Origin of the sequence: Nostoc sp. NMS7 (assembly GCF_017115085.1) — a bacterium.
Taxonomy (GTDB): domain Bacteria; phylum Cyanobacteriota; class Cyanobacteriia; order Cyanobacteriales; family Nostocaceae; genus Nostoc.
In genome coordinates this window covers 25,074-47,114 of sequence record NZ_JABXKJ010000182.1, presented here as the reverse complement: position 1 = coordinate 47,114, position 22,041 = coordinate 25,074, and the positions used below count along the sequence as shown (strand labels likewise).

General features: G+C 42.2%; 21 protein-coding genes. 12 read left to right on the top strand and 9 right to left on the bottom strand.

Annotated elements, in window-relative coordinates; translation table 11 throughout:
• Positions 1–401: 401 nt before the first annotated feature.
• The 3 genes from HWQ38_RS20005 to HWQ38_RS19995 form a co-directional block, all read right to left on the bottom strand.
• Positions 402–683, bottom strand: coding sequence for a peptidase (locus HWQ38_RS20005; RefSeq protein ID WP_292796852.1), 282 nt, complete (start codon positions 681–683; stop codon positions 402–404).
• A 120-nt stretch (positions 684–803) separates the two neighbouring features.
• Positions 804–1,229: a DUF4363 family protein gene (locus tag HWQ38_RS20000; protein WP_292796850.1), complete on the bottom strand. Its 426-nt coding sequence runs from the start codon at positions 1,227–1,229 to the stop codon at positions 804–806.
• A gap of 345 nt (positions 1,230–1,574) precedes the next feature.
• Positions 1,575–6,326: a GAF domain-containing protein gene (locus HWQ38_RS19995; RefSeq protein ID WP_292796848.1), complete on the bottom strand. Its 4,752-nt coding sequence runs from the start codon at positions 6,324–6,326 to the stop codon at positions 1,575–1,577.
• A gap of 162 nt (positions 6,327–6,488) precedes the next feature.
• Between HWQ38_RS19995 and HWQ38_RS19990 the strand changes: the two genes are divergently transcribed.
• The 4 genes from HWQ38_RS19990 (at position 6,489) to HWQ38_RS19975 (ending at position 10,860) form a co-directional block, all read left to right on the top strand.
• A complete protein-coding gene (locus tag HWQ38_RS19990; RefSeq protein ID WP_292796871.1) occupies positions 6,489–6,812 on the top strand; it encodes a YnfA family protein in 324 nt (107 codons plus the stop codon).
• A 300-nt stretch (positions 6,813–7,112) separates the two neighbouring features.
• Positions 7,113–8,528: an ammonium transporter gene (locus HWQ38_RS19985; RefSeq protein WP_292796846.1), complete on the top strand. Its 1,416-nt coding sequence runs from the start codon at positions 7,113–7,115 to the stop codon at positions 8,526–8,528.
• A 191-nt stretch (positions 8,529–8,719) separates the two neighbouring features.
• The gene (locus tag HWQ38_RS19980; protein ID WP_292796844.1) at positions 8,720–9,550 is read left to right on the top strand and encodes an SGNH/GDSL hydrolase family protein; all 831 of its coding nucleotides are present in this window, start codon (positions 8,720–8,722) and stop codon (positions 9,548–9,550) included.
• A gap of 101 nt (positions 9,551–9,651) precedes the next feature.
• Positions 9,652–10,860, top strand: a complete 1,209-nt coding sequence (locus HWQ38_RS19975) for a 4-hydroxy-3-methylbut-2-enyl diphosphate reductase (protein ID WP_292796842.1) — start codon at positions 9,652–9,654, stop codon at positions 10,858–10,860.
• 62 nt (positions 10,861–10,922) lie between these two features.
• Here HWQ38_RS19975 and HWQ38_RS19970 read toward each other — a convergent pair whose 3' ends face one another.
• The gene (locus tag HWQ38_RS19970; RefSeq protein WP_292796869.1) at positions 10,923–11,804 is read right to left on the bottom strand and encodes a trypsin-like peptidase domain-containing protein; all 882 of its coding nucleotides are present in this window, start codon (positions 11,802–11,804) and stop codon (positions 10,923–10,925) included.
• A 217-nt stretch (positions 11,805–12,021) separates the two neighbouring features.
• On the opposite strand from HWQ38_RS19970, the gene HWQ38_RS19965 reads away from it, so the two are divergent.
• From HWQ38_RS19965 to cbiE, 6 genes are all read left to right on the top strand, one after another.
• Positions 12,022–12,627 (top strand): hypothetical protein, encoded by a 606-nt coding sequence (locus HWQ38_RS19965; RefSeq protein ID WP_292796840.1) that lies wholly within the window; start codon positions 12,022–12,024, stop codon positions 12,625–12,627.
• A complete protein-coding gene (locus HWQ38_RS40540) occupies positions 12,624–12,776 on the top strand; it encodes a hypothetical protein (RefSeq protein ID WP_366933326.1) in 153 nt (50 codons plus the stop codon). Before HWQ38_RS19965 ends, HWQ38_RS40540 begins: the two co-directional genes overlap by 4 nt.
• Positions 12,751–12,948 (top strand): hypothetical protein, encoded by a 198-nt coding sequence (locus tag HWQ38_RS40535; RefSeq protein ID WP_366933329.1) that lies wholly within the window; start codon positions 12,751–12,753, stop codon positions 12,946–12,948. Before HWQ38_RS40540 ends, HWQ38_RS40535 begins: the two co-directional genes overlap by 26 nt.
• A 15-nt stretch (positions 12,949–12,963) precedes the next feature.
• Positions 12,964–13,260, top strand: coding sequence for a hypothetical protein (locus HWQ38_RS19960; RefSeq protein ID WP_292796838.1), 297 nt, complete (start codon positions 12,964–12,966; stop codon positions 13,258–13,260).
• 92 nt (positions 13,261–13,352) lie between these two features.
• The gene (locus HWQ38_RS19955) at positions 13,353–13,697 is read left to right on the top strand and encodes a hypothetical protein (protein ID WP_366933328.1); all 345 of its coding nucleotides are present in this window, start codon (positions 13,353–13,355) and stop codon (positions 13,695–13,697) included.
• Between the two features lie 53 nt (positions 13,698–13,750).
• A complete protein-coding gene (gene cbiE / locus HWQ38_RS19950) occupies positions 13,751–14,977 on the top strand; it encodes a precorrin-6y C5,15-methyltransferase (decarboxylating) subunit CbiE (protein ID WP_292796835.1) in 1,227 nt (408 codons plus the stop codon).
• Between the two features lie 426 nt (positions 14,978–15,403).
• Here cbiE and HWQ38_RS19945 read toward each other — a convergent pair whose 3' ends face one another.
• On the bottom strand, positions 15,404–16,762 hold the full coding sequence (locus HWQ38_RS19945) for a Rieske 2Fe-2S domain-containing protein (protein ID WP_292796833.1): 1,359 nt from the start codon (positions 16,760–16,762) through the stop codon (positions 15,404–15,406).
• Positions 16,763–17,289: 527 nt separating this feature from the next.
• Between HWQ38_RS19945 and HWQ38_RS19940 the strand changes: the two genes are divergently transcribed.
• Together HWQ38_RS19940 and HWQ38_RS19935 are read left to right on the top strand one after the other, a co-directional pair.
• Positions 17,290–18,297: a zinc-binding dehydrogenase gene (locus tag HWQ38_RS19940; RefSeq protein ID WP_292796831.1), complete on the top strand. Its 1,008-nt coding sequence runs from the start codon at positions 17,290–17,292 to the stop codon at positions 18,295–18,297.
• Between the two features lie 38 nt (positions 18,298–18,335).
• Positions 18,336–18,734, top strand: coding sequence for a nuclear transport factor 2 family protein (locus HWQ38_RS19935; protein WP_292796828.1), 399 nt, complete (start codon positions 18,336–18,338; stop codon positions 18,732–18,734).
• 36 nt (positions 18,735–18,770) lie between these two features.
• Here the strand turns inward: HWQ38_RS19935 and HWQ38_RS19930 are convergent, their stop codons facing one another.
• The 4 genes from HWQ38_RS19930 to HWQ38_RS19915 form a co-directional block, all read right to left on the bottom strand.
• Positions 18,771–19,259: a hypothetical protein gene (locus HWQ38_RS19930; protein WP_292796825.1), complete on the bottom strand. Its 489-nt coding sequence runs from the start codon at positions 19,257–19,259 to the stop codon at positions 18,771–18,773.
• A 120-nt stretch (positions 19,260–19,379) separates the two neighbouring features.
• Positions 19,380–19,961 (bottom strand): hormogonium polysaccharide biosynthesis acetyltransferase HpsU, encoded by a 582-nt coding sequence (hpsU, locus tag HWQ38_RS19925; protein WP_292796823.1) that lies wholly within the window; start codon positions 19,959–19,961, stop codon positions 19,380–19,382.
• A gap of 31 nt (positions 19,962–19,992) precedes the next feature.
• Positions 19,993–20,949, bottom strand: coding sequence for a glycosyltransferase family 2 protein (locus HWQ38_RS19920; RefSeq protein WP_292796820.1), 957 nt, complete (start codon positions 20,947–20,949; stop codon positions 19,993–19,995).
• A gap of 23 nt (positions 20,950–20,972) precedes the next feature.
• Positions 20,973–21,902, bottom strand: a complete 930-nt coding sequence (locus HWQ38_RS19915) for a glycosyltransferase family 2 protein (protein ID WP_292796817.1) — start codon at positions 21,900–21,902, stop codon at positions 20,973–20,975.
• Positions 21,903–22,041 lie beyond the last annotated feature (139 nt).

Below are 22,041 nucleotides of genomic sequence, written 5' to 3'. Positions count from 1 at the left end.
CCACCCAACCCGAAGCTTAAAGATTGACGAGATAAAACGGATAACTCAATCTCAACTTGGTTGAGCCAAAATACTATAAAATGGCGATCGCACTGTGCCAGTTGCGTAAGTCCTGTAGGGGAAGGGATTTGAGGGGGCAAAAGAGAGTGGAAAATCCAATAAGAATTCATGCTCAACTGTAGGCAAGCGAGCAGGGGGACAGGTTTTGCGTAGTATAAAAACAAAAACCTCACCCTGTCCTAACAGACATCCCTCTCCGAACTCACGGAGAGGGACAGGTTTTGCGTAGCAGAACCAGGGTGAGGTTTATTTGAGCTATTGGATAAACCGTAAATTGTGGAGAGACTTGTGTGTACAGCGTAGGCACGCATTGGCATGGATTGAGTAAAGTTATGTCTTTTCTAATCCCTCTCGGATTTTGGCCTTTTCCTGCCAAACAAACTAGTCATACTTAATCCAGTAACCAACAACCCCAATAGTCCTAGTCCGTTCAAAATCGGGTAGATTCCCCCTAAACCGAAGATTTCACCACGATGAATTGAAAGCAGTAGACTACGCGGAACTCCAAGATTAGCTGACCACTCACCTACCAGCGTAACCGCAATCCCAGTTAACAATGTTAAAGCAAGCGGTAAAGCTAAAATAATTGCTAGAGTCCGGTGGTACTTGCGAAATGAACGCATTATTCAAATTCTCCAGTGGAAACTATCGCATGCAACTTGATGAGGTACAGAACTATTTATTTCAAAGTCAGATTTAAAGCTTGTTTTTTTACTGTCTTTTGACTCCTGGTGATATGTTAATTAACCTTTAGAAACAGTGGCGATATTTGTGTCAAGTGTTTGTAACCCCTTAAGAGCTTTCGCTTTATCTTTTGCTTTCAGCGCACCCTTCACCTGGGTTGCAGCATCTTCGATCGCATTATAGGTTTTTGAAGATTTAGTTTTGACACCATCCTCAACCTTAGACCAAGAATTTTCAAACTTATCAAATTCCTGTTGAGCTTTGTCAAACTTTCCGGCTGACACCGCAGTTTTTGTATTTGAAACTACACTGACCAAAGTACCAAAACCTCCCTGCGTAGCACCAGGAGTTTTGGATACTGTTGTTGCCGCAGTAGTTTCAGTTGCAGCAGGAGTCTGGGTAGCAGATTCTTGAGCGCTGTTGCATCCTACCAATGTCAGTAAGCCAATTGCAGTAACGGGGATGATGTAGATTAAGCGTTTCATCACAAATACCTCTGGAATAATTATAAAATCACCAAGTACTGACGGTATCAGCTACTATATCAGCAAACCTGTCCTTTAAAATTGCTGGAGAGGTTTTCCTTCGTGCAAATGCTGCAATCGGCTTATAAGTAATACCAATTCTATGTGAGGCTGCGCTTTATTCACGTAGGGGCAATTCATGAATCATTGGTGTCAACTTCAGAAAAAATCTGCTTTGAGAAGACGTTTTGCCCTCATCCCCTAACCCCGAATCCCAACTTGGGATTCGGGGAACTAGATAATTTGCTCCCCTCTCCCAAAATTGGGAGAGGGGCTGGGAGTGAGGGTCAAACCTTAGTTGGGGGTTTATGCCGCATCATTTTTAATTGCTAATAAAGTGTTATTTATTGCTTTCCTTCTGTTTAAAAAGTCTTGAATTCGGTTGAGAAATTCTTCTAATTCTGAAACTAAGTTGATAGTACCTCTACGCTCTTGACAGTAAGCCAATTGTTCTAATTTGTCAGCTACTAGGTACATAGTTGTGGCTCCAATGTTGGCACTAGCACCTTTAAAGTGATGAGTTTCTCGCACAATTTGCCCAAAGTCATGAGATGCGATCGCTGTTTTAATTATCTCTAAACGGGGTTTCATATCTTCAACGCATATTTGCAATAGATTTAATTCAAATTCTTGATCATTTCCCGATATTCGATGCAAGTGTTCCCAATCAATTGCGAGGTCAGGGGAAACTGTCTGTTCAAACACAACTGCCTCTTGCTTTGAGAGAATCACGCCTGTCCAATGCTCTAGAGTTGTAGCCAATTTTTCTTTAAACACTGGCTTACTCAAATAGTCGTCCATTCCGGCATTGAGACACAATTGTTCGTCTTCTTTCATCGCATTAGCCGTCATCGCAATCACCACAGGACGACGACGCAAGACAAAAGCATCCTCTTGCCAACGATGAATTTCTTTTGTGGTTTCCAAACCGTCGAGAATTGGCATTTGGCAATCCATTAAAATCAAATCGTAAGGAATTTTTTCTAATAGCTGTAAAACTTCCTTTCCATTCGCAACGACATCGGCTTTGTAGCCCAAACTCTGGAGTTGCTTCAAGGCTACTTTCTGATTCACTAAATTATCTTCTGCTAGCAGAATTCTTAACTTGAATTGAGTAGAAGGGTTAGGGTAAACGGAAGTAAGAATGCTTGAATCTCTACTCTGGATTTCTTCAGTAGACTCTAGCCTCCAGTCTCTAGCCTCTTGTTCTGATTCCGGCTGAGTTTGTAAAGTAGTTATGAGCGTATTCAGGAGTCGTGATGCCTTAATGGGTTTGACCAAATAAGCAGCAATTCCGATTTTCAGCGCCTGCTGCACTTCATCCCGGTGATTACTAGAGGTGAGCATAATCAAAGGTATCTCAGCAATTGCCGAATTGGCTTTAATTTGTTGGCCTATTGTCATCCCATTTATTTTGGGTATTTGCATATTAACTAAGACGACATGATATGATTTACCCTGCTCACCAGTTTCTTGAATAACTTTCAGGGCAGCAGCAACACTCTTAGCGTAATCTACCTGCATTCCCCAATGAGTCGCTTGATGGGAGATAATTTTGTAATTAGTAGTGTTATGATCCACCACTAACAAGCGGCGATTGTGCAAAAGTCCGCGATCGCCCTTGGCGTTGGTATTTGCGTAGCGTGTCGCAGACAAGCCATCGGATTTTGGCAAAACAGGCTCAACTTGCTTCGGAAAAAGCACCTCAAACCAAAAATTAGATCCTTTCCCCATCTGACTTTCTATCCCAATCACTCCTCCCATCAAGGTTATAAGTTGTTTACAGATGGCTAATCCCAAACCGGTACCACCATATTTGCGAGTCGTAGAAGCATCCACTTGGGTAAATGGCATAAAGAGTTTGCGTTGGTCTTCAGGACTAATGCCAAGACCCGTATCTGCGATCGCAAAATGGATGGTGGCTGTAGTAGAGGAAAGCGTACGCAATTCGGCTTGCACTAATACTTGGCCAGCGCTGGTGAACTTGATCGCGTTGCTGATTAAGTTCATCAGAATTTGCCGCAGCCTACCAGAATCTCCTTTGAGGTAAATGGGAACGTTGTGTTCAATCAGTGCGGCAATTTCTAATCCCTTGTTATAGGCTGAAGGAGCCAATAATTCCACCACTTCTTCTACACAAGTGGATAGGTCAAAATCTAGAGTTTCGAGAGCCATCTCTCCAGCCTCAAGTTTGGAAAGATCCAAAATCTCGTTGATTAAACTTAAAAGGGCATCTCCACTACTACGAATTGTTTCAATAAAATCTCGCTGTTCTGCATCTAAGGGAGTATCTAACATTAAACCGGTCATTCCCAATACAGCATTCATCGGAGTGCGAATTTCATGACTCATATTCGCCAAAAAGGCACTTTTCATCTGAGAAGCCATTTCGGCTTGGCGATAGGCAATTTCAAGTTCTTGTCGCTGACGAGTTTGTACTGCTAATAGTTCGGCTTGGGCTAAGGCAATACCCACTTGGTCGGCTATTTCGCGCAAAAGATGAGTTTCAAAGCTAGACCATTGGTGGAAATTATAAGACTGATGAACTACGAGTAAACCGCGAAGTTCTTCTTTCACCAGAATGGGCACAACCAAATTGAATTTGACCCCAAACTGTTGCATTAATTCCAGATGGCTTTGTTCAAGTTCCGGCAAGTCCAAATTAGCTAGCCCCAAAATCCGTCCTTGACGGTACTGCTGTAGATAGTACTGTTGGAGATATTCGGCTTGAAAGTAGGGGAGGGTGATATTTTCCTCTTTAATTGCTGGTAAGCCAGAAACTACAGCTTCAACAACGGTGGTTACAGATTCATCGGGTAAAAACTGATAGATCAAAACTCGGTCGGCTTGGAGAATCTTTTGCATCTCCTGGACAGTGATTTGGAGAATTTCTTCGATTTGCAAAGACTGGCGAATCTTCAGGGTGATTTCGGTAAATAGTTGCGATCGCAAGTTTTGGCGTTGTATTTCTTCTTCACCCTGTTTACGCTGGATAAACTGCCCCACTTGCTCACCGATAGAATTCATCGTTTTGATCAAATCTTGGTCAGGTGGCTGGATTTCCTGGTTGAAGCAGGTAATCACACCGAGGATTTTGTTACCGATGCGGATCGGAAAACCGAAGGCTGCGTGTAGTTGTACTTGATCGCTGATTTGGAAGCGGGAGAAACTGAGTTCTTTAACGACATCAGCAATCCAAACAGGTTCACAACTCGCCCAAACACCACCAGGTAGTCCAATTCCTGGGGGAAACGTGGTTTGCCGATTCAGTGTTTCAAACTCTTGCACCTCAAAGGATGCTTTATGCCATGTATCGAGGAAACGCAGCACATTTGCTTCCTGATCTACCATCCAAATTTCACCCAAATCCCATCCCAAACTCTCGCAGATTCCTTGCAGGATTTGGTGAGTGGCTTCGCCCGTCGTAGCGGAATCTGCTAAAACTTGGGTTACAGCATATTGTACACTCAGAAGCCGTTCAGATCGTTTGCGTAAGCGCAGCTCGTCGGAAATATCCGTGATGTCAATGCCGGTCCTAACAATGTATTCCACCGCTCCTTCATAGTCTGTTAAGGTGGTATCTGACCAGGCAATCAGTCGGCGACTGCCATCCTTCATTAGCCAATAGTTTTCGTACTTCAGCAAGCCTCTACCAACTTTCAATTGCTCAAAAACTGCTTTGACAGGCTCCACCTCTTCAGGAATTATAAATAAGTTCCAGAAATACCTACCCCTCACCTCATCGAAGGAGTAACCTGTTGTTTGCTCACAAGCTTGATTGAAGCGAACGATTTGCCCTTGAGAATCGAGAACTATTACCAACGCGCTGGCTGTATTCAGGACTGCTGAGATAAAGTTGCGTTCTTGGTTTAAGGTTTCTTCTGTTCTTTTGCGCTCACTCACCTCACGATAGATCAAGTAGTAGACTACAGCAAGAACGATAAAACTTAGACAGATAGCGATCGCAAGTGTCAGAATTGTGTTGCGAGTCCGAACCCTTCCTGCTTGTAACAGTTGCTGAAGCCGCTCCATTTCTTCGTTTTTGATCTCATTGATGATCTTGTCGATATCATCCATGAGATTTTGTTTATCATTTCTCAGTAATACTTGCAACGCCGATTCTAATCCCTTGTTCTGGCGCAACTTGATAGTCTGTTTTAGTTCAGTAACTTTAGCCGTTACCAGAGATTCAAGCGTTGCGATCTGCTGTCGTTGGTTCGGTTGATCTGCTGTTAAACTCTTCAGCTTGGCAATTTCTTGATCGACGTTATTAAGTGCTGTTTGATAAGGTTTTAAATAAATTTTTTCTCCACTAACAATGTAACTATTTTGTCCAGTTTGGGCATTCTTGATCTGGAACACTAGTTGGTCTAGACTTCTGATTTTTTGGTATGTTTTTTTGGCTATACTACGATTATTAGTAGATTTTATTATATTTTGATAAGAAACCCCGCCAATCAGAACTAAAATTACCGCCGCCAAACCAAAACCTGCCGCAATCTTTTGGAAAAACTGCTTGCGTACCTTCTGCGCCTGTTTGCCTTTCTTGGTAACAAGTACCAAACTTGTTAAATTTCGGCGCAATTCCAGTTGCTTCATGACTTGACGACCCAAAGCTCGTAATCCCTCCACTTGTTCTGGACTAAGTTCTCGTGGTACGTAGTCAATTACACATAGGGTTCCGAGGGCGTATCCCTCAGGGTTATTCAGAGGTACACCAGCATAAAACCGAATATTTGGATCAGATGTTACCAGTAGGTTTGTAGCGAACCGTTCGTCATCTGTTGTATCAGGCACAATCAAAACATCAGGCTGTAAAATAGCATGGGCACAGAATGCCAAATCTCGATGTGTTTCTCGGGCTTCCATTCCGACTTTTGACTTGAACCACTGACGATTTGTATCAACTAAGCTAATTAAGGCAATAGGAGTTTGACAAATATAGGAGGCTAAATGGGTGAGGTCGTCAAAAGCGGCTTCAGATGGCGTATCAAGAATCTTATACTCCAAAAGCGTCTCGATTCTCTGTGCTTCGTTATCAGGTAATGGTGCTTTCATCCTTAAGCCTTATCTATATGGGAACTGGGGAAGAAGCAGGGGGGAAGGAAATAAGCAATGCCCAATGCCCAGTTCAACAAACTTACTTTAATTAATGACAAGAGTTTAGTTAAAAGTGTTAGCGTAATTTCACTGAGTTCGGCTTATTCAAAAATCGGTCAAATGATTAAGTCCCTGCTGTATTTTTTGTGGGCTGGTTTATTTGAAATCGGCGGCGGCTACTTGATCTGGTTGTGGTTGCGTGAAGGGAAGCCCTTCTGGTGGGGCATATTGGGGGGAATTGCTTTAGCTTTCTATGGGATTATTGCAACTCTCCAATCGGCAAATTTTGGCAGAGTGTATGCGGCTTACGGTGGCGTGTTTATCGCAATGGCAATGCTTTGGGGTTGGAAGGTAGACGGGGTAACTCCAGACCGCTACGACCTCATCGGAGCTTGTTTAGCTTTCGTGAGTGTTTTAATTATCATGTTTGCACCCAGAACTTAATTGAGATACTCCCACGGCTCTACTTCGTTAAAGCCGTTCGGTCAGCTAAAGCTACATGAATTGCCCCTACCGCGTGTAGTTTTGCGTAAGTAATAATGCAAATTAGATGTTTTTCAGCTTAGTTGTAACAATAAGTAACTGAAAATTTTATTTAAATCTCGGCAACTACAATCAGGATTATATTTTTGTTAACATTTCCAGAAAATTATGGTTAAGTATCTTTCAAGACAAAAATGTGTCAATAAAAGTAATCAAATGTAGTTAACAATACAATTCGTTGGTACTTAGGAAGAAAAACAAGTGTTGAAGAAAGTTGTAATGATTGGGGCTATCACCCTACTGTTTTTGGGAGTCCCGCTAATGGGCAATGCTTTTGCCCAAACGCCAGCCCCTGCTGTGCCGACTGCTGATACTGGAGATACAGCATTTATGCTGATTTCAGCAGCACTGGTGCTACTAATGACACCAGGATTAGCATTCTTCTATGGTGGATTTGTGCGATCGCGTAACGTCCTAAACACATTGATGATGAGCTTTGTGTTGATGGCGATCGTGGGTGTCACCTGGATTCTGTGGGGCTATAGTCTTGCCTTTGCGCCCGGTTTACCGTTCATCGGTGGATTGCAATGGTTCGGGTTGAATGGTGTTGGCTTAGAGATCAGCGATTATCTCAAAGGCTCAAACCCGGCGGAAGTCGTCTCCTATGCCGGAACGATTCCCCACCAGGCATTCATGATCTACCAAGCCATGTTTGCGATTATCACCCCAGCCTTAATTTCTGGGGCGATCGTAGAGCGGATGAGTTTCCGCGCCTATTCGCTGTTTGTTCTACTGTGGTCAACCTTTGTTTACGCTCCCCTCGCCCACATGGTCTGGGCGAAAGGTGGATTTTTAGGTTTGTATGGTGGTTTGGGTGCCCTCGACTTTGCAGGTGGCACAGTAGTTCATATTAGTTCTGGGGTTTCCGCCCTAGTAGCTGCGATCGTCCTTGGTCCTCGGAAAACCCATCCCGATCGCCTTAGCCCGCCGCACAATGTCCCCTTTATTTTGCTGGGTGCTAGCTTGCTGTGGTTTGGTTGGTTCGGTTTCAACTCTGGGAGTGCCTTATCTGCTGCTAGTGGAACTTCTGGGAACTTAGTCACAAATGTGGCAACAACAGCCTTTGTTGCCACCAATGCAGGGGCGGCGGCGGCGGCTTTAATGTGGGTAATTTTGGAAGCAGTTTTACGGGGTAAACCGACCGCCGTGGGAGCAGCTACCGGAGCCGTTGCTGGTTTAGTGGGCATCACTCCTGCCGCCGGATTTGTCACACCGCTATCAGCGATTTTAATTGGTTTCATCACCGCCTTTGTTTGCTTCTATGCGATCAGTTTCAAGCACAAGCTAGAAATTGACGATGCTTTAGATACCTATCCCGTGCATGGCGTTGGTGGTACAGTGGGGGCAATTTTAACGGCGATCTTTGCCACGACTCAAGTCAACGGAGCAGGTAAAGACGGAGTGCTACGTGGTAATTTGGGTGAATTAGGAGTTGAACTAGCAGCAATTGTCGTTGCTTATGCGATCGCAGGTGTTGGTACGTGGATTATTCTCAAGATTATCGATGCTACAGTCGGGCTGCGAGTCAAAGAGGAAGCCGAATTGCAAGGTTTGGATATCAACGAACACGGTGAAGAAGGTTACAACTCCGAGTTTGGCGATCGTCCGACTCAGTAAAGAGTGGGGAGTAGAGACGCGATTAATGGCGTCTGTACAGGAGTTTGGAGAGACGCGATTAATGGCGTCTGTACAGGAGTTTGGAGGGAAGAACTTTCTGTTTGCTTCCCCCACTCCCTAGTTTAAAATTAGGTAATTTGCGATCGCTAGCGTTAAAATTTGATTCAAATAATTGGTAAATTTGGCTAGTCGTGTCTACTTCTGCAAAAACCTTTCCGATCTGGGCATTTTTATCGCTGTTAACCAACGGCGTCCTCATGTTGGCGGTCATCCTGCTAATTTGGCAACAGCAAAGATTGACCGCTTTTTTTGGGGGGATAATCACATCCCCGGAGTCAATTAACCTGAACAACTCACCCGAAATTTCTACACCTGATTTGGGTCGCCATCACCAACTCACTTACCAAGAGTGGGTAGACATCCTCAAGCAAGAAGCCAACGTCGCTGCTGACCAACGGACTCCGCATTTAACCATACTGGCGGGAGATTCTCTGAGTTTGTGGTTTCCCCCTGAGTTATTACCCGAAGGTAAAAATTGGCTCAATCAAGGAATTTCTGGCGAAACCAGCAATGGACTCTTGAAAAGATTAAAGATATTTGACCGCACCCGGCCAGAGGTGATTTTTGTGATGATTGGGATTAATGACCTAATTGGGGGGATAAGCGATCGGGTAATTTTAGATAATCAGCGGCAAATTATCAATTACCTGCGAAAGGTGCATCCGACAGCGCAAATTGTTGTCCAATCGATTTTGCCACATGGGGCAGAGTCAGCAACTTGGAAAGGACGCGATAAACTGTTGGTTGTTGCCAATAGTCGGATTCACGAGTTGAATCAACAACTGCAAAGCATATCTACCAAAAAAGGTGTCAAATATCTCGATTTATATCCCCTGTTTACCAACAAGCAAGGTAATCTCCGCCGCGAATTTACTACTGATGGCTTACACTTAAGTCCTGAAGGCTATATAGTTTGGCGTTCTGCATTGCAGATTTATAGCAATATCGAATTAAAACCCTAGCGTTAACGTTTTTCGGGGGAAAAAGGGTTTTCAGCATTTTTCTTATAAATCGCCTCTAGGTGCGAGAAAATAAAAAATAGTGGTTTAAGTAGACAAATATAATGGATACAAAAGCTTTTAAGCGCAGCCTCCAACATTCAGAAAATTACAATCGCAAAGGCTTTGGTCATCAAGCAGAAGTTGCTACCCAGTTGCAATCTGAGTATCAGAGTAACTTGATTCAGGAAATCCGCGATCGCAATTACACCCTACAACGAGGTGATGTGACGATCCGATTAGCACAAGCTTTTGGCTTTTGCTGGGGTGTAGAACGGGCTGTGGCAATGGCCTACGAAACCCGTCAGCACTTCCCCACAGAACACATTTGGATTACTAACGAGATTATCCACAATCCTTCTGTAAATCAGCGAATGCAGGAGATGGAAGTAGAATTCATCCCCATTGAAGCAAATCAAAAAGACTTTTCGGTTGTGGGAACTGGTGATGTCGTCATATTACCCGCTTTTGGGGCTAGCGTTCAAGAAATGCAGATACTTCACGACAAAGGCTGCAAAATTGTTGATACAACTTGTCCTTGGGTATCTAAAGTTTGGAACACAGTAGAAAAGCACAAAAAAGTTGATTATACTTCGATTATTCACGGTAAATATAAGCACGAAGAAACAGTTGCTACTAGTTCTTTTGCGGGCAAATATTTAATTGTCTTGAACTTGCAAGAAGCAGAATATGTTGCTGATTATATTATCAATGGTGGGAACCGGGAAGAATTTCTGACAAAATTTGCTAAAGCTTGTTCAGCAGGATTTGACCCTGATCAAGATTTAGAAAGAGTTGGCATTGCAAACCAAACTACAATGCTTAAAGGCGAAACTGAGCAAATTGGTAAGCTTTTTGAGCGGACTATGTTGCAGAAGTATAACCCCATTGAGTTAAATCAGCATTTCCAAAGCTTCAACACTATCTGTGATGCCACCCAAGAACGCCAAGATGCCATGTTGGAGTTGGTGCAACATAATTTAGATTTGATGGTAGTAATTGGTGGGTTTAATTCCTCGAATACTACTCAATTGCAACAAATTGCTTTTGAGCGCGGAATTCCTTCTTATCATATTGATACTGTTGAGCGCCTTAAATCAGGATATTCTATTGAACATCGACAATTAAATGGGCAGTTAATAACTACAGAAAATTGGTTGCCAGATGGAGAAATTGTTGTGGGAATTACTTCTGGTGCTTCCACGCCAGATAAGGTAGTAGAAGATGTGATTGAGAAAATTTTTGTTGTGAAAGCAACACCAGCAGTAGTTTAAATTGTAGGGGCAATTCATGAATTGCCCCTACAGCGTATATTTTTGCGTAAATCCTAAATAAATTACTTCTGAGATATCGTTGCGCGTAAATTGTAACTACCAGATTCTCCTGCTTCAAAAGTGTTAGCCAACAGATAGTAGATACCATTTTCTGGTAAAGTAACAGTCAATCGAGCATTAAAATCTTTTGGGGAAATGTCGTCATTTTCTCCTATTAATTGTTCTTTAGCAGGAAGCAGCAAGTACAAGTGAGAGTCTATTTGCTGACTATTCATCTCAATAGTTATCTGTTGACCTGCTTTGCCTTCAAAGACATAAGTATGAAAATAGCTATTATTTGGTAAAGTGCGATCGCCATTTTTCAGACTTGCTTGTAAAATTTGACCATTCAACGATAAATCCGTGTCTTCATTATTACTAGGTTGTTTACGCCCACTTGCTAACTGAGCATTACCTTGTTCTACAGCTACCAAAAAAGGCTTAATTAATTCTGTAGGAATTGCAAAACTAATACCAATAAATCTTTTTATTTCAGTATCATTGAAAATTGCACTATTGACACCAATTACTTGCCCATTAGAGTTGAGGAGTGGTCCTCCAGAATTACCAGGATTCACAGCAGCATCGTGTTGGATTAAGCCTAATTTTTTATCAATACGACTGATAACACCATAGGTTAAAGTATTCTGTAATTCCAGACTTAGGGGAGTACCAATAGCATAGACAGATTGACCTACTTGTGCTGAACCGGGTGTAGCTAAACGCAGATAAGGCAGATTTTTTTGATTGCGAATCTTGAGTGCGGCTAAATCTAAACCTCCAGATCCAAAACCAACGACATCAGCTAAAACTCGTATACCATCAGCCAGTACTACTGCAACAGTTTTAGAACTATCTTCGACAACATGAGCATTAGTTAAAACTAGACCATCTGGACTCACAATAAAACCACTACCATGTCCAAATAGTGCATTAGACCTAGACGTAGGTTGGGTGGAGCGGAGCGCAACCCAACATATATCTATCAGGATCTTGGGTATCAGGATGTTGGGTTACGCAAAGCCTCCACCCAACCTACAATTTTTTTGCAATTTATTCAAATTGTTATTCAACGCTCACAACTAAAGCTAATCGTTTACGATCCTGTGAATGAGGTGATTTTTGGGAGAATATCAAACAATCACTCCTTTGTCTGCTTTACTGAATATCCTCGTTAATATTCATGAATCTAATGAATTTGATAGTGAACAAATAACACTCAATAATCTAACTTTCAGTCCTGATGGGAAAATTATTGCTTCTGGTAGTGATGACGGTACTATTAAATTATGGCATCAGAATGGAACTGCGATCGCTACTCTTTCTGGGCATAAAAATCAGCTAAAAAGTATTAGTATTAGTCCTAATGGCAAAATTATTGCTTCGGGTAGCCAAGACGGAACTATTGAACTTTGGCAGCGAAATGGTACTTTCATTAAAACCCTGTTTGAACATCCAAGTTTGGTAGTTAGTGCTACTTTTATCTCTGATAAAACTATCCTCTCTATCAGCAAAGATGGCACTGTAAAATTCTGGCAGATAGATGGTAGTTTTATTAGAACTATCTCACTTAAAAGTAATGAAATCACCAGCGCTACTATCAGTCCTAATGGTGAAATTATTGCTGTTGGGAATGAAAAAGGAAAGATTGAACTATGGAAAAGCGATGGTACTTTCATCGCAACTAGTGATGGGCATAATGGGCATAATGGGCATAATGGTTGGTGACAAGCATTATTTTTAGTACTGATGGAGAAAAATTTGCTTCTGGTAGTGATGATACAACTATCAAACTTTGGAACCTTGATGGTACTTTAATTAGAACTTTCGAGGGACATACACGTAGGATAAATACTCTCAGTTTCAGCCGGCCGTAATGGTAAAATAATTGCTTATGGTAGTAGTGACCAAACTGTAAAAATCTGGCAACTAGATGGTACTCTAATTAATAACCTAGTTGGACATGGCGATTCAGTAGCTAGCGTGAGTTGGAACCAAGATGACAAAATTATAGCTTCTGGTAGTAACGACGGAATTATCAAACTCTGAAAGCTGAACGCAGATATGATGACTACATTAACTGGGCATAAACGTGGGATAACCAGCTTCAGTTTCAGCCCTGATGGCAAAATAATTGCTTCTGGTGGTAAGGATGGTATTGTAAAACTATGGCAGCGAAATGGAACTTTAATTGCTAACCTCACAGGACATCAAGGTTGGGTAAATAGTATCAGTTTCAGCCCCGATAATAAAACTATTGCCGTTGGTACTGAGCAAGGAACTGCTAAACTTTGGAAAGCGAATGGAACTCCAATTCATACTTTAACTGGACACACAGGCAGGTGGTGTTACAAGTGTTAGTTTCAGTCCCAACCAATAAATAATTGCTTTTGGTACTGACCAAGAATCTATTAAACTCTGGAAGTGGGACGGAACTTTAATTAAAACCTTCGCTGGGCATAAAAATTGCTCCTATCACTACTCTGACTGGACATCGTGATTCAGTAAATAGCATCAGTTTTAGCCTCGATGGAGAAATCATTGCTTCTGGAAGCACAGATAAAACTATTAAACTTTGGAAAAAAGATGGAACTCCCATTACTACCTTGACTGGACATAACGATTTAGTGACAAGCGTCAGTTTCAGCCCTGATGGAAAAATCATTGCTTCTGCTAGTAAAGATGACAAGGTAATTTTGTGGAGTTTGCAGTTAAATGATTTACTAGCACGGGGATGTCAATGGCTCCAAGACTATTTTGTAACTCATCCTGAAGCTCGAAATAGTTTGTGCCCATAATTAACGGAATCGTCAAGTTTTAATTATGAAATAATAATTAATCATAAATTAGCATGACAGAGAAATGGCTTTCTATTGTCGGCATTGGGGAAGATGGATTACAGGGGTTAAGCGCGATCGCTCGTTCTCTAGTCGATCAAGCTAAAGTAATTGTAGGAGGCGATCGCCATTTAGCAATGCTCCCTACAGATGACCAACGTGAGAAACTAGTCTGGGCATCCCCAATTAGTGTTTCAGTTGAGGAAATCATCCAGCGTCGGAATCAGTCGATTTGCGTACTCGCAAGCGGCGATCCGATGTGTTACGGCATTGGTGCTACCTTGATGCAGCGAATTCCAGTCTGTGAAATGACGATTATCCCTGCACCTTCAGCCTTCAGCCTCGCCTGTGCCAGGGTGGGATGGCCTTTAACTGAGGTGGAAACCTTGAGTTTAAATGGTCGTCCATCCTCCCTACTCCACTCTTACATCTATCCAGAAGCGCGGCTGTTGATTTTGAGTCAAGGGAAGGACACACCCGCGATTGTTGCTCAAATTTTGACAAATCGCGGCTATGGTGGCAGTAAAATCACCGTGTTGGAGCGTATGGGCGGCGCTCAGGAAAGAATTGTGTCAGGTACGGCTGCATCCTGGAGTGAAACTGAAGTTGCTGCTTTGAATGCGATCGCAGTTTATTGTATTGCTGATGCTGGGGTTATCCCTTTACCAAAGTTACCAGGATTACCAGATAAGGCCTACCACCATGATGGACAGTTAACGAAGCGTGAAGTTAGGGCAATCACCTTGGCAGCTTTGGCACCCACACCGGGAGAATTATTATGGGATGTGGGCGCGGGTTGCGGCTCAATTTCTATCGAATGGATGCGGAGTCATACTCGCTGTCGGGCGATCGCGATCGAACAAAATTCTTCTAGACTACTATATATTGCTGATAATGCCGCCACTCTCGGTACTCCAAATCTGCAAATCATTGAAGGTAAAGCGCCCCATGCTCTGAAAGACTTACCAGCACCAGATGCGATTTTTATTGGTGGTGGAGTGACAGCAACGGGACTTTTTGATGTCTGCTGGGAAGCATTGCGATCGGGTGGACGTTTGGTGGCAAATGTGGTGACGGTAGAGGGTGAGCAAACTTTATTTCAATGGCATGAACGAGTCGGTGGTGATTTAACTCGTATTGCCATCCAACGGGCGGAACCTATTGGTAAATTTTTGGGCTGGCGAGCAATGGCGTTTGTGACGCAATGGGTAGTTGTGAAGTCTGAAAAATTTAAACAGTAATAGGACTTACGTAAAATTCTCTCAAAAACCTGATTTGTCGTAGCGGTAATTCATGAATTACCGCTACTTCGGAACTTTTTTGGGTAAGTCCTGAGTAGTCAGGGCTATTTCATTCTCATCTAGCCCGCCTCAGAATGAATTCTGAGTCTAATAGCGAAAGTCGTCTTTAGACGACTAAGAAAAGGGTATAGTCCGTTTTAACGGACTTTAGCTATTAGCCCTGAACTTCAGTTCTGGGCGGTTTCTGTCTAGAACGAAATAGCCCTGCCTGAGTAGTACAGATTATAGCGCTTCTGGGTTGAGTGCAATAGACCTCTTACAAAAGTCCCTAACACCCCTCCCCGCAAGCGGGGAGGGGAGACAAAGCGTAGCTTTGGCGGGGTGGGGTTCTTATTTTTGATTTATGCAAGAGGTCTAATGAGCAAATTATTGCCGCGTATAAATATGTTCAAACTTGGTTTTGAGTTTCTCAGTCATCACTGCCAAAGCTACTGCTAATAGAGAAGCAAAAACTGTAGCGATCTGACTTGACCCATCTGTAACTATAGCTAAAAGTGCCATTGCGATCGCCACACCAATTAACCCCTGTTTCAGATTATTTATAACTTGATAGGCTCGATTACAAGAACTACAGATCAGTGTGTGTCCGGTAAGTCGGTCTAGCATCATTGGCTTTTGGTTATACTCCCCATGATTTTCAGCCTGCTTTGATGTAGAATAGCCACGATAAAACGGCAAAGATGCCCCAAATTTATCCAGCCACTTACGGTACTCCAAGACAAATGTGTCACTAGTCTTGAGCGGCAAATATACTTCTTTGAGATTTTCTGCTAATCGCTCAACTTCTGTCTGTAGTCCAATAAGAAATACCGAATCTTCATCTAATATTTTATTTTGATGTAAATGTTTTAACCAGCGAGGCTTAAGTTTTTCAGACCATGTTAAAGATCGCCAATATTTTCTGATCAGAACGCGGCACTTTCCCCTGCCTAGAGGAATTGCATATACAGCATTTCCAGAATAAAAACTATTTGCTTGGCTGCCAAATGCATATATCACTAAATTAGGGGCGACGAAATCCATATTAGACCAGTTTGCATTCGCTGTCCGCGTTCTGCGATATCTGCCGCGAATTCCTTTTGCAGAACTCTCGATTATTTCCATTTCTAGCGGTTGGGCGTTTTCTCGTTTAGCATTAATTTCAGTGCGATCGTGGCTGATCGAAACGTGAGCTGGATCTACGGCATTTTCAATAAAATAGCTTTGGTCATAAGGAATATCTGCTACATAATCTAGGCAGATACATTCCGGCTTGTCCAATTCCGTTATGGTTGGGATCAATTCTTCATCAGCAGCTTTCAGTTCGCCAAACCAGACCCAGACTATACCTTGGCGTTCTACAACTTTAAAAGATGGCAAGCAAGCATTGCTAGGAATTTTGGCATCTGTTGGTAACTGGGGAATGTGCAGACATTTGCCATCAGTAGCAAACTGCCAGCCGTGGTATAAGCACTCAATTCTCCCATCAATAATTTGCCCATCCGAGAGTTTAGCAGCGCGGTGGGGACAACGATCTGTTAAACACCCCGATTTCCCATCTTGATTTATGAATAATACAAAAGGTTCATTATAGAGGGAAAAGCTGTGAGGACGGTCTTTCGCTAAATCTTCCAGGAAGGTTATAGGATACCAGCAGTTTTTCCAGTTAAACTCTTGGCTAATTTCTGGTATCGGTAAAGTGACAACAGGTTGTTCTATCTCTGGTTTATCAGGAGTAATGGTCATATATTTTCGTTCTTTTTATGGTTTTTAAAATACTATAACAACTGCTTTTTTAGCTGGGTGGCTTATCTCTAACTCAATACGCTTCAGATTCAGTTAAGGAAAATTATCTATTGCATTAAGATATAAAACTTAATATAAGTTAATAATAAAATATATTATAGTACCATTGCTTGACATCTAAAAATACTTATACATCTAATAGGATGTTTGAAAAGGCGACTGGAAGTCACACGCCAGATGCTTCAAGTCGGCGGAGCCGCCCAACGCACTGGCTTGGCTACACAGACAAAACCCACCGACCTGGGTTAAAAACCTTGATTTATTAGTCCACGGAGGTGGACTTTGCTTGTGTAGTAGCAAATTCTATTCGCCCAATACTTTTCAAACATCCTCTAAGATTACAATATCTTCCAACCGGAAATATTAATTTATAACCCACCTGCCGCATCTGGTAATATCAAAAACGCTCAAAGCTATACTTAAAAAAATAATTTATTTTAGTAGTCAGGGAAACCTAAGATTTGGAAATGAACGCAACAACCTACAGAAAGCTAATAGCAAAGCAACTGAACCCAGATTTTAAATTTGCTGTTGAAGTTGTCGAGATTCCTATTTCACAACCTGCTGGTAGTCAACTTTTAATTCAAAACAAATTTGCTGGCGTTAACGGTGGCTTTGACACCTTACTTTGTCGTGGTGATGTTCCCTATGTTAACTCAATTCCTCCCTTTGATTTAGGTGTGGAAGCTGTGGGAAAAGTTGTCGCTATCGGTGAAAATGTTAAAGATTTTCAAATAGATGATGCTGTGATAACTACATTGCGTGGTGGTGGTTATCGAGAATATCAGGTTATCGATGCAAACTTAGCGGTGAAGGTGCAGGAAGCGACGCCAGAGTTGCTAACACTAATACCTACAGCTATATCAGCTTTGGTGGCATTGGAACAAGTGGGACAGATGCAAAGTAATGAAGTGGTTTTAGTGACAGCAGCAGCAGGGGGAACTGGTCATATTGCGGTGCAATTGGCAAAGTTAGCTGGTAATCATGTCATTGGTACTTGTAGTTCTGAGGCGAAGGCAAAGTTATTGAGAGAATTAGGGTGCGATCGCATTATCAACTATCGCACAGAAAATCTCAATCAAATCCTCAAGCAAGAATACCCCAATGGGATTAATCTCGTTTTTGAGTGTGTAGGTAAAGCCGTATTTGATACTTGCGTTGAAAACTTAGCAGTGCGGGGACGCTTAGTAGTCGTTGGTTTTATCTCCGAATACGCAAATAATGTCGAGCAAATTACCCAACCACGCATCTATCAGCAGCTATTTTGGAAATCTGCTTCTGTGAGAGGCTTTCTCATGCCTAATTATAAAGAATATATACCAGAGGCACGCGATCGCCTTTTAAACCTGTTCTACACAGACAAACTTAAAGTTGCCGTTGACTCAACACAGTTTCCAGGCATAGAATCAATACCTGATGCTGTAGAATATCTCCTCAGTGGTCAGAATTGTGGAAAAGTGGTGGTGAGGTTTTAAGTAACACGATATTAGTTTATATCCAGTCGGGGGTGAGAATGACACAAGATTCAGAAAATACTTTAAAAGTTGCTCAACAAGCATTTGATCATTTTACGCATGGTCTAGCAACAGGAAATTGGGAAGCATTTCTAGATATGCTCACAGAAGATTTTACCCTTTGGTTTCCAATGGGAAAATTCCACGGTTTAAATGTGGGAAAAGAGCGAACTAGAGAATTTTTCGAGTACGTTTTTGAATCTTTTAATCCGGGTTTGAACCTGACTAGTTTAGACCGTGTTACCAGTAATGAAACAACGGCTGTTTTTGAGTTTCGAGATGAGGGAGTTTTGTTAGGACAGCTTTACAAAAATCGGGTAGCAGTTTCTTTTGATGTGCGTGGAGACAAAATTTGTGCCTATAGGGAATATTTTGGCAGCGACGGTAAATCGTATTAAATAATTCGTAATTACGAATTATTTAATACTGTTTTGTTAGTTTCTCTCAGGGTTGAGTTCGTTGATTTCTCTGCACTTAGCCTCTGCGGCTTGATATGCTGCTAAATAATCTTGACCACCTAACATGACATCACCGTAATATTCATAAGGTGGATCATCATAAATTGGTAATGGGTCATCTTCTGGATAATCTTCTTTCGATTCTTCAATGATGGCTTTCAGTTTTTTAACGGTCAGCCTTTGTGCTGCAAAATACCAGAGTTCTTGGGGATTTTTGTTCAGGTGCGGTAATGTGGGATCGATAATGCGTACAAGAGAGCCATTGTCTGAGGTATCGTCTAGCTCGATCCAACTGTGTTCAACTGGTCTGTATGGCTTTCCAGGAAAAGCTAAAAATCCCTGAATATATTTTGCTCCCTCAGTTGACAATGCTGCTTTGTAAGCATTATCAAACGGAGTGCTAGCTCTGCTGTTTATGGTTTCAGCAATTTTGATTGACAGCGTTTCATCCAATAGTTTGTTCATCAATAGCAAGGATTAGAGCAGCCATGAAAACATATTACCATTGCTACTCACCGTCTTGGTTATAAGATTGTGGCGATCGCACTTTTATTCCCGCTTACCTACTAATGTTTATTTATAAAATCACGGGTTTGTAGGGGGATCAAGTTTTATCCGAACTGTCTTGGGACGACAGGGGCTTCCCCAACAAACTTTCCCAGAGGGCATATTAGTAAAAACACTACTACGAGCGCCAATCACAGTATTAGTCCCGATTTGCACTCCCGGCCCAATAAAACAATCTGCCGCTACCCATGCACCATTGTCAATGGTGATACTCGCTGTTTTCAACCCAAAGGCCGGGTCTTGGAGATCATGACTACCAGTACATAAGTAACTTTTTTGGGAAATTACGCAGTGTTCACCGATGCTGATCTGATCGAGGCTGTATAAAACTACGTTATCTCCAATCCAACTGTAGTTACCAATGGTGACTTTCCAAGGGTAGGTGAAGCGGGCGGTGGGTCGAATTAATACACCTTTGCCGATACGAGCGCCAAATAATCGTAGCAAAGTACAACGCAGAATATTTAACGGTTGAGGAGTGAGAGGAAAGGCGATCGCTTGTACAAACCACCATAATAAAATATACCAACTTGCACGACCCCGGTCAAACCAAGATTGGTCATATTTACGTAAATCTACTAAAGGTTGGTCATTAGTCATTAGTCATTAGTCATTAGTTAGGAGTCATTAGTTAGGAGTCAATGGTCAATAGCTTTTCTTCTGCTCCCTTGCTCCCCTGCTCCTCATCTCCTTCTTTCGGGGTAGTTGCAGTATTTAAATGACCACCACAGTTGCGTAATTCGTAAAGTTTAACGCCAATTTGATATTCATATTGACTCAGCAAGCGTGCATAAATATATCCTGCTTTGCCATCCAAAAAACCGCGTTGAATAATATAAAACAAAACAAACCGTAAAATGGGTTTAAATGGGAGGTGTACCCACACTTTTTTCAAAAAGCGCTTGCGTTGCACGGCATCACCAAATAGATTAGCGCCGATGGTATCGCTATCATCTTTACCTGCGAGAATATTAAAATAAACACTAGCTTCCCAGTTTGAATAGCGGTTGTGTCGTTCTAACCAGTGGTAAAGGTCGCGGAAGTCTTCGTGGAGCATATCATTTTTGAGATACCCAACTTTCCCCTGCAAAATCACATGTTCGTGAACTTCGTTATCACCAGTATTGGGAATGTCTTCTGTGTGTAGATTTTCGTAGCGACCATTTTTATGTTGAAATAAACGTAGATTCCAATCAGGATATTTCCCCCCATAACGAATCCATTTTCCTAAGAAAAATACCCGACGGTTAAGATAATAACCTGTATATTCCTTGTTTTGAATTACTTGGTCAATTTCTGACCAAAGTTCGGGAGGGATGCGTTCATCGCAATCTACAATTAGCACCCATTCGTTGCGAAAAGGTAGATTATCTAAAGACCAATTTTTCTTTTTAGGCCAGCGTCCATTGAAGTCGAATTGCACGACATTTACACCGTGACTTTTAGCAATTTCAATGCTGTTATCGCTACTTTGAGAATCTACTACAAATATTTCATCTGCTCTGCTGAGGCTAGCTAGGCACGCAGGCAAGTTTATTTGTTCATTTTTTGCCGGAATTAGTACTGAAACTGGTATTTTAGATGACATATCACTATAAATTATGTTATTGGTTATTTCTTATTTGATGTGGATAAAAGACCTTGAATAGCAGCATTTAAGTAACCAATCTGACCGTAAGCATAAACAAGTTTGTCAAACCGTTCTGCTGGATCAGAAAAATATTGCAATGCCTTATACAAGCCGCGCACAAACCGTTCACTACCTCGCTGCAATTGAGTGATACCGGCTTTACCAGTGAGTTGTTCTCGATAGCACTCACTAATACCCTGCCACCAGCCTCGATTTAAAAACCAGGAGGGTTGAAGGCGCTCTGGAGCAACATTGTGAGCAACTAGTGCTTCGGGAAGATAAGCGACTTGCCAACCACGCTGTAGGGCAAATTCGGTCATTTGCAGTTCTTCATTTGATAATAGATTTTTCCCCACTCGACCGAGATGAGGATCAAAACCGCCAATTTCTTCTAGGAAACTGCGGCGGATGGAGTAATTTAAGCCTCTGGGGGTTGAGCCAGGTTGCTCAATGTAGATGGTAGTATCACCCAAGTCGTATGCACCCAGATTTGCAGCTAGCCCCGGAGATAGCCACCGTGGTTGTTGGATTCCTGGGGGCCAGATGAGGGTGACTTTGCCACCTGCGATCGCTAGCTTAGAATTATTGTAGGCAAAATATAAAACTTCTAGCCAGCGATCGCAGGCTACGGCATCGTCATCCAAATAAGCAAGGATATCACTACTAGCTACTTTTGCACCCGTGTTACGGGCGACAGATAAACCAATAGTGGGTTCAAAGACATATTTCAGGCGGGGATTGTGGGTTCTTAGTTCTACAACCTCACGAGTGCGATCGCTAGACCCATTATCAACTACCACAACTTCAAAGTCAGCAGCAAAATTCTGCGCTAAAAGACTATCAATTGCAGCCCCTAAATAGGTATCTCGATTGTGGGTACAGATAATGGCAGAGATTTGGGTGTCTGGCATAGATTTAATTTTGGATTTGAGATTTGGGACTTTCCTGCAGAACGCTACACGTAGCTTGCTTCTTTGCAGGAGTACGACTACGGTTCCATCGAGCGACTTGTGCTGAGCGCAATCGAAGTAAGTCGAGATGCTCAGTCGA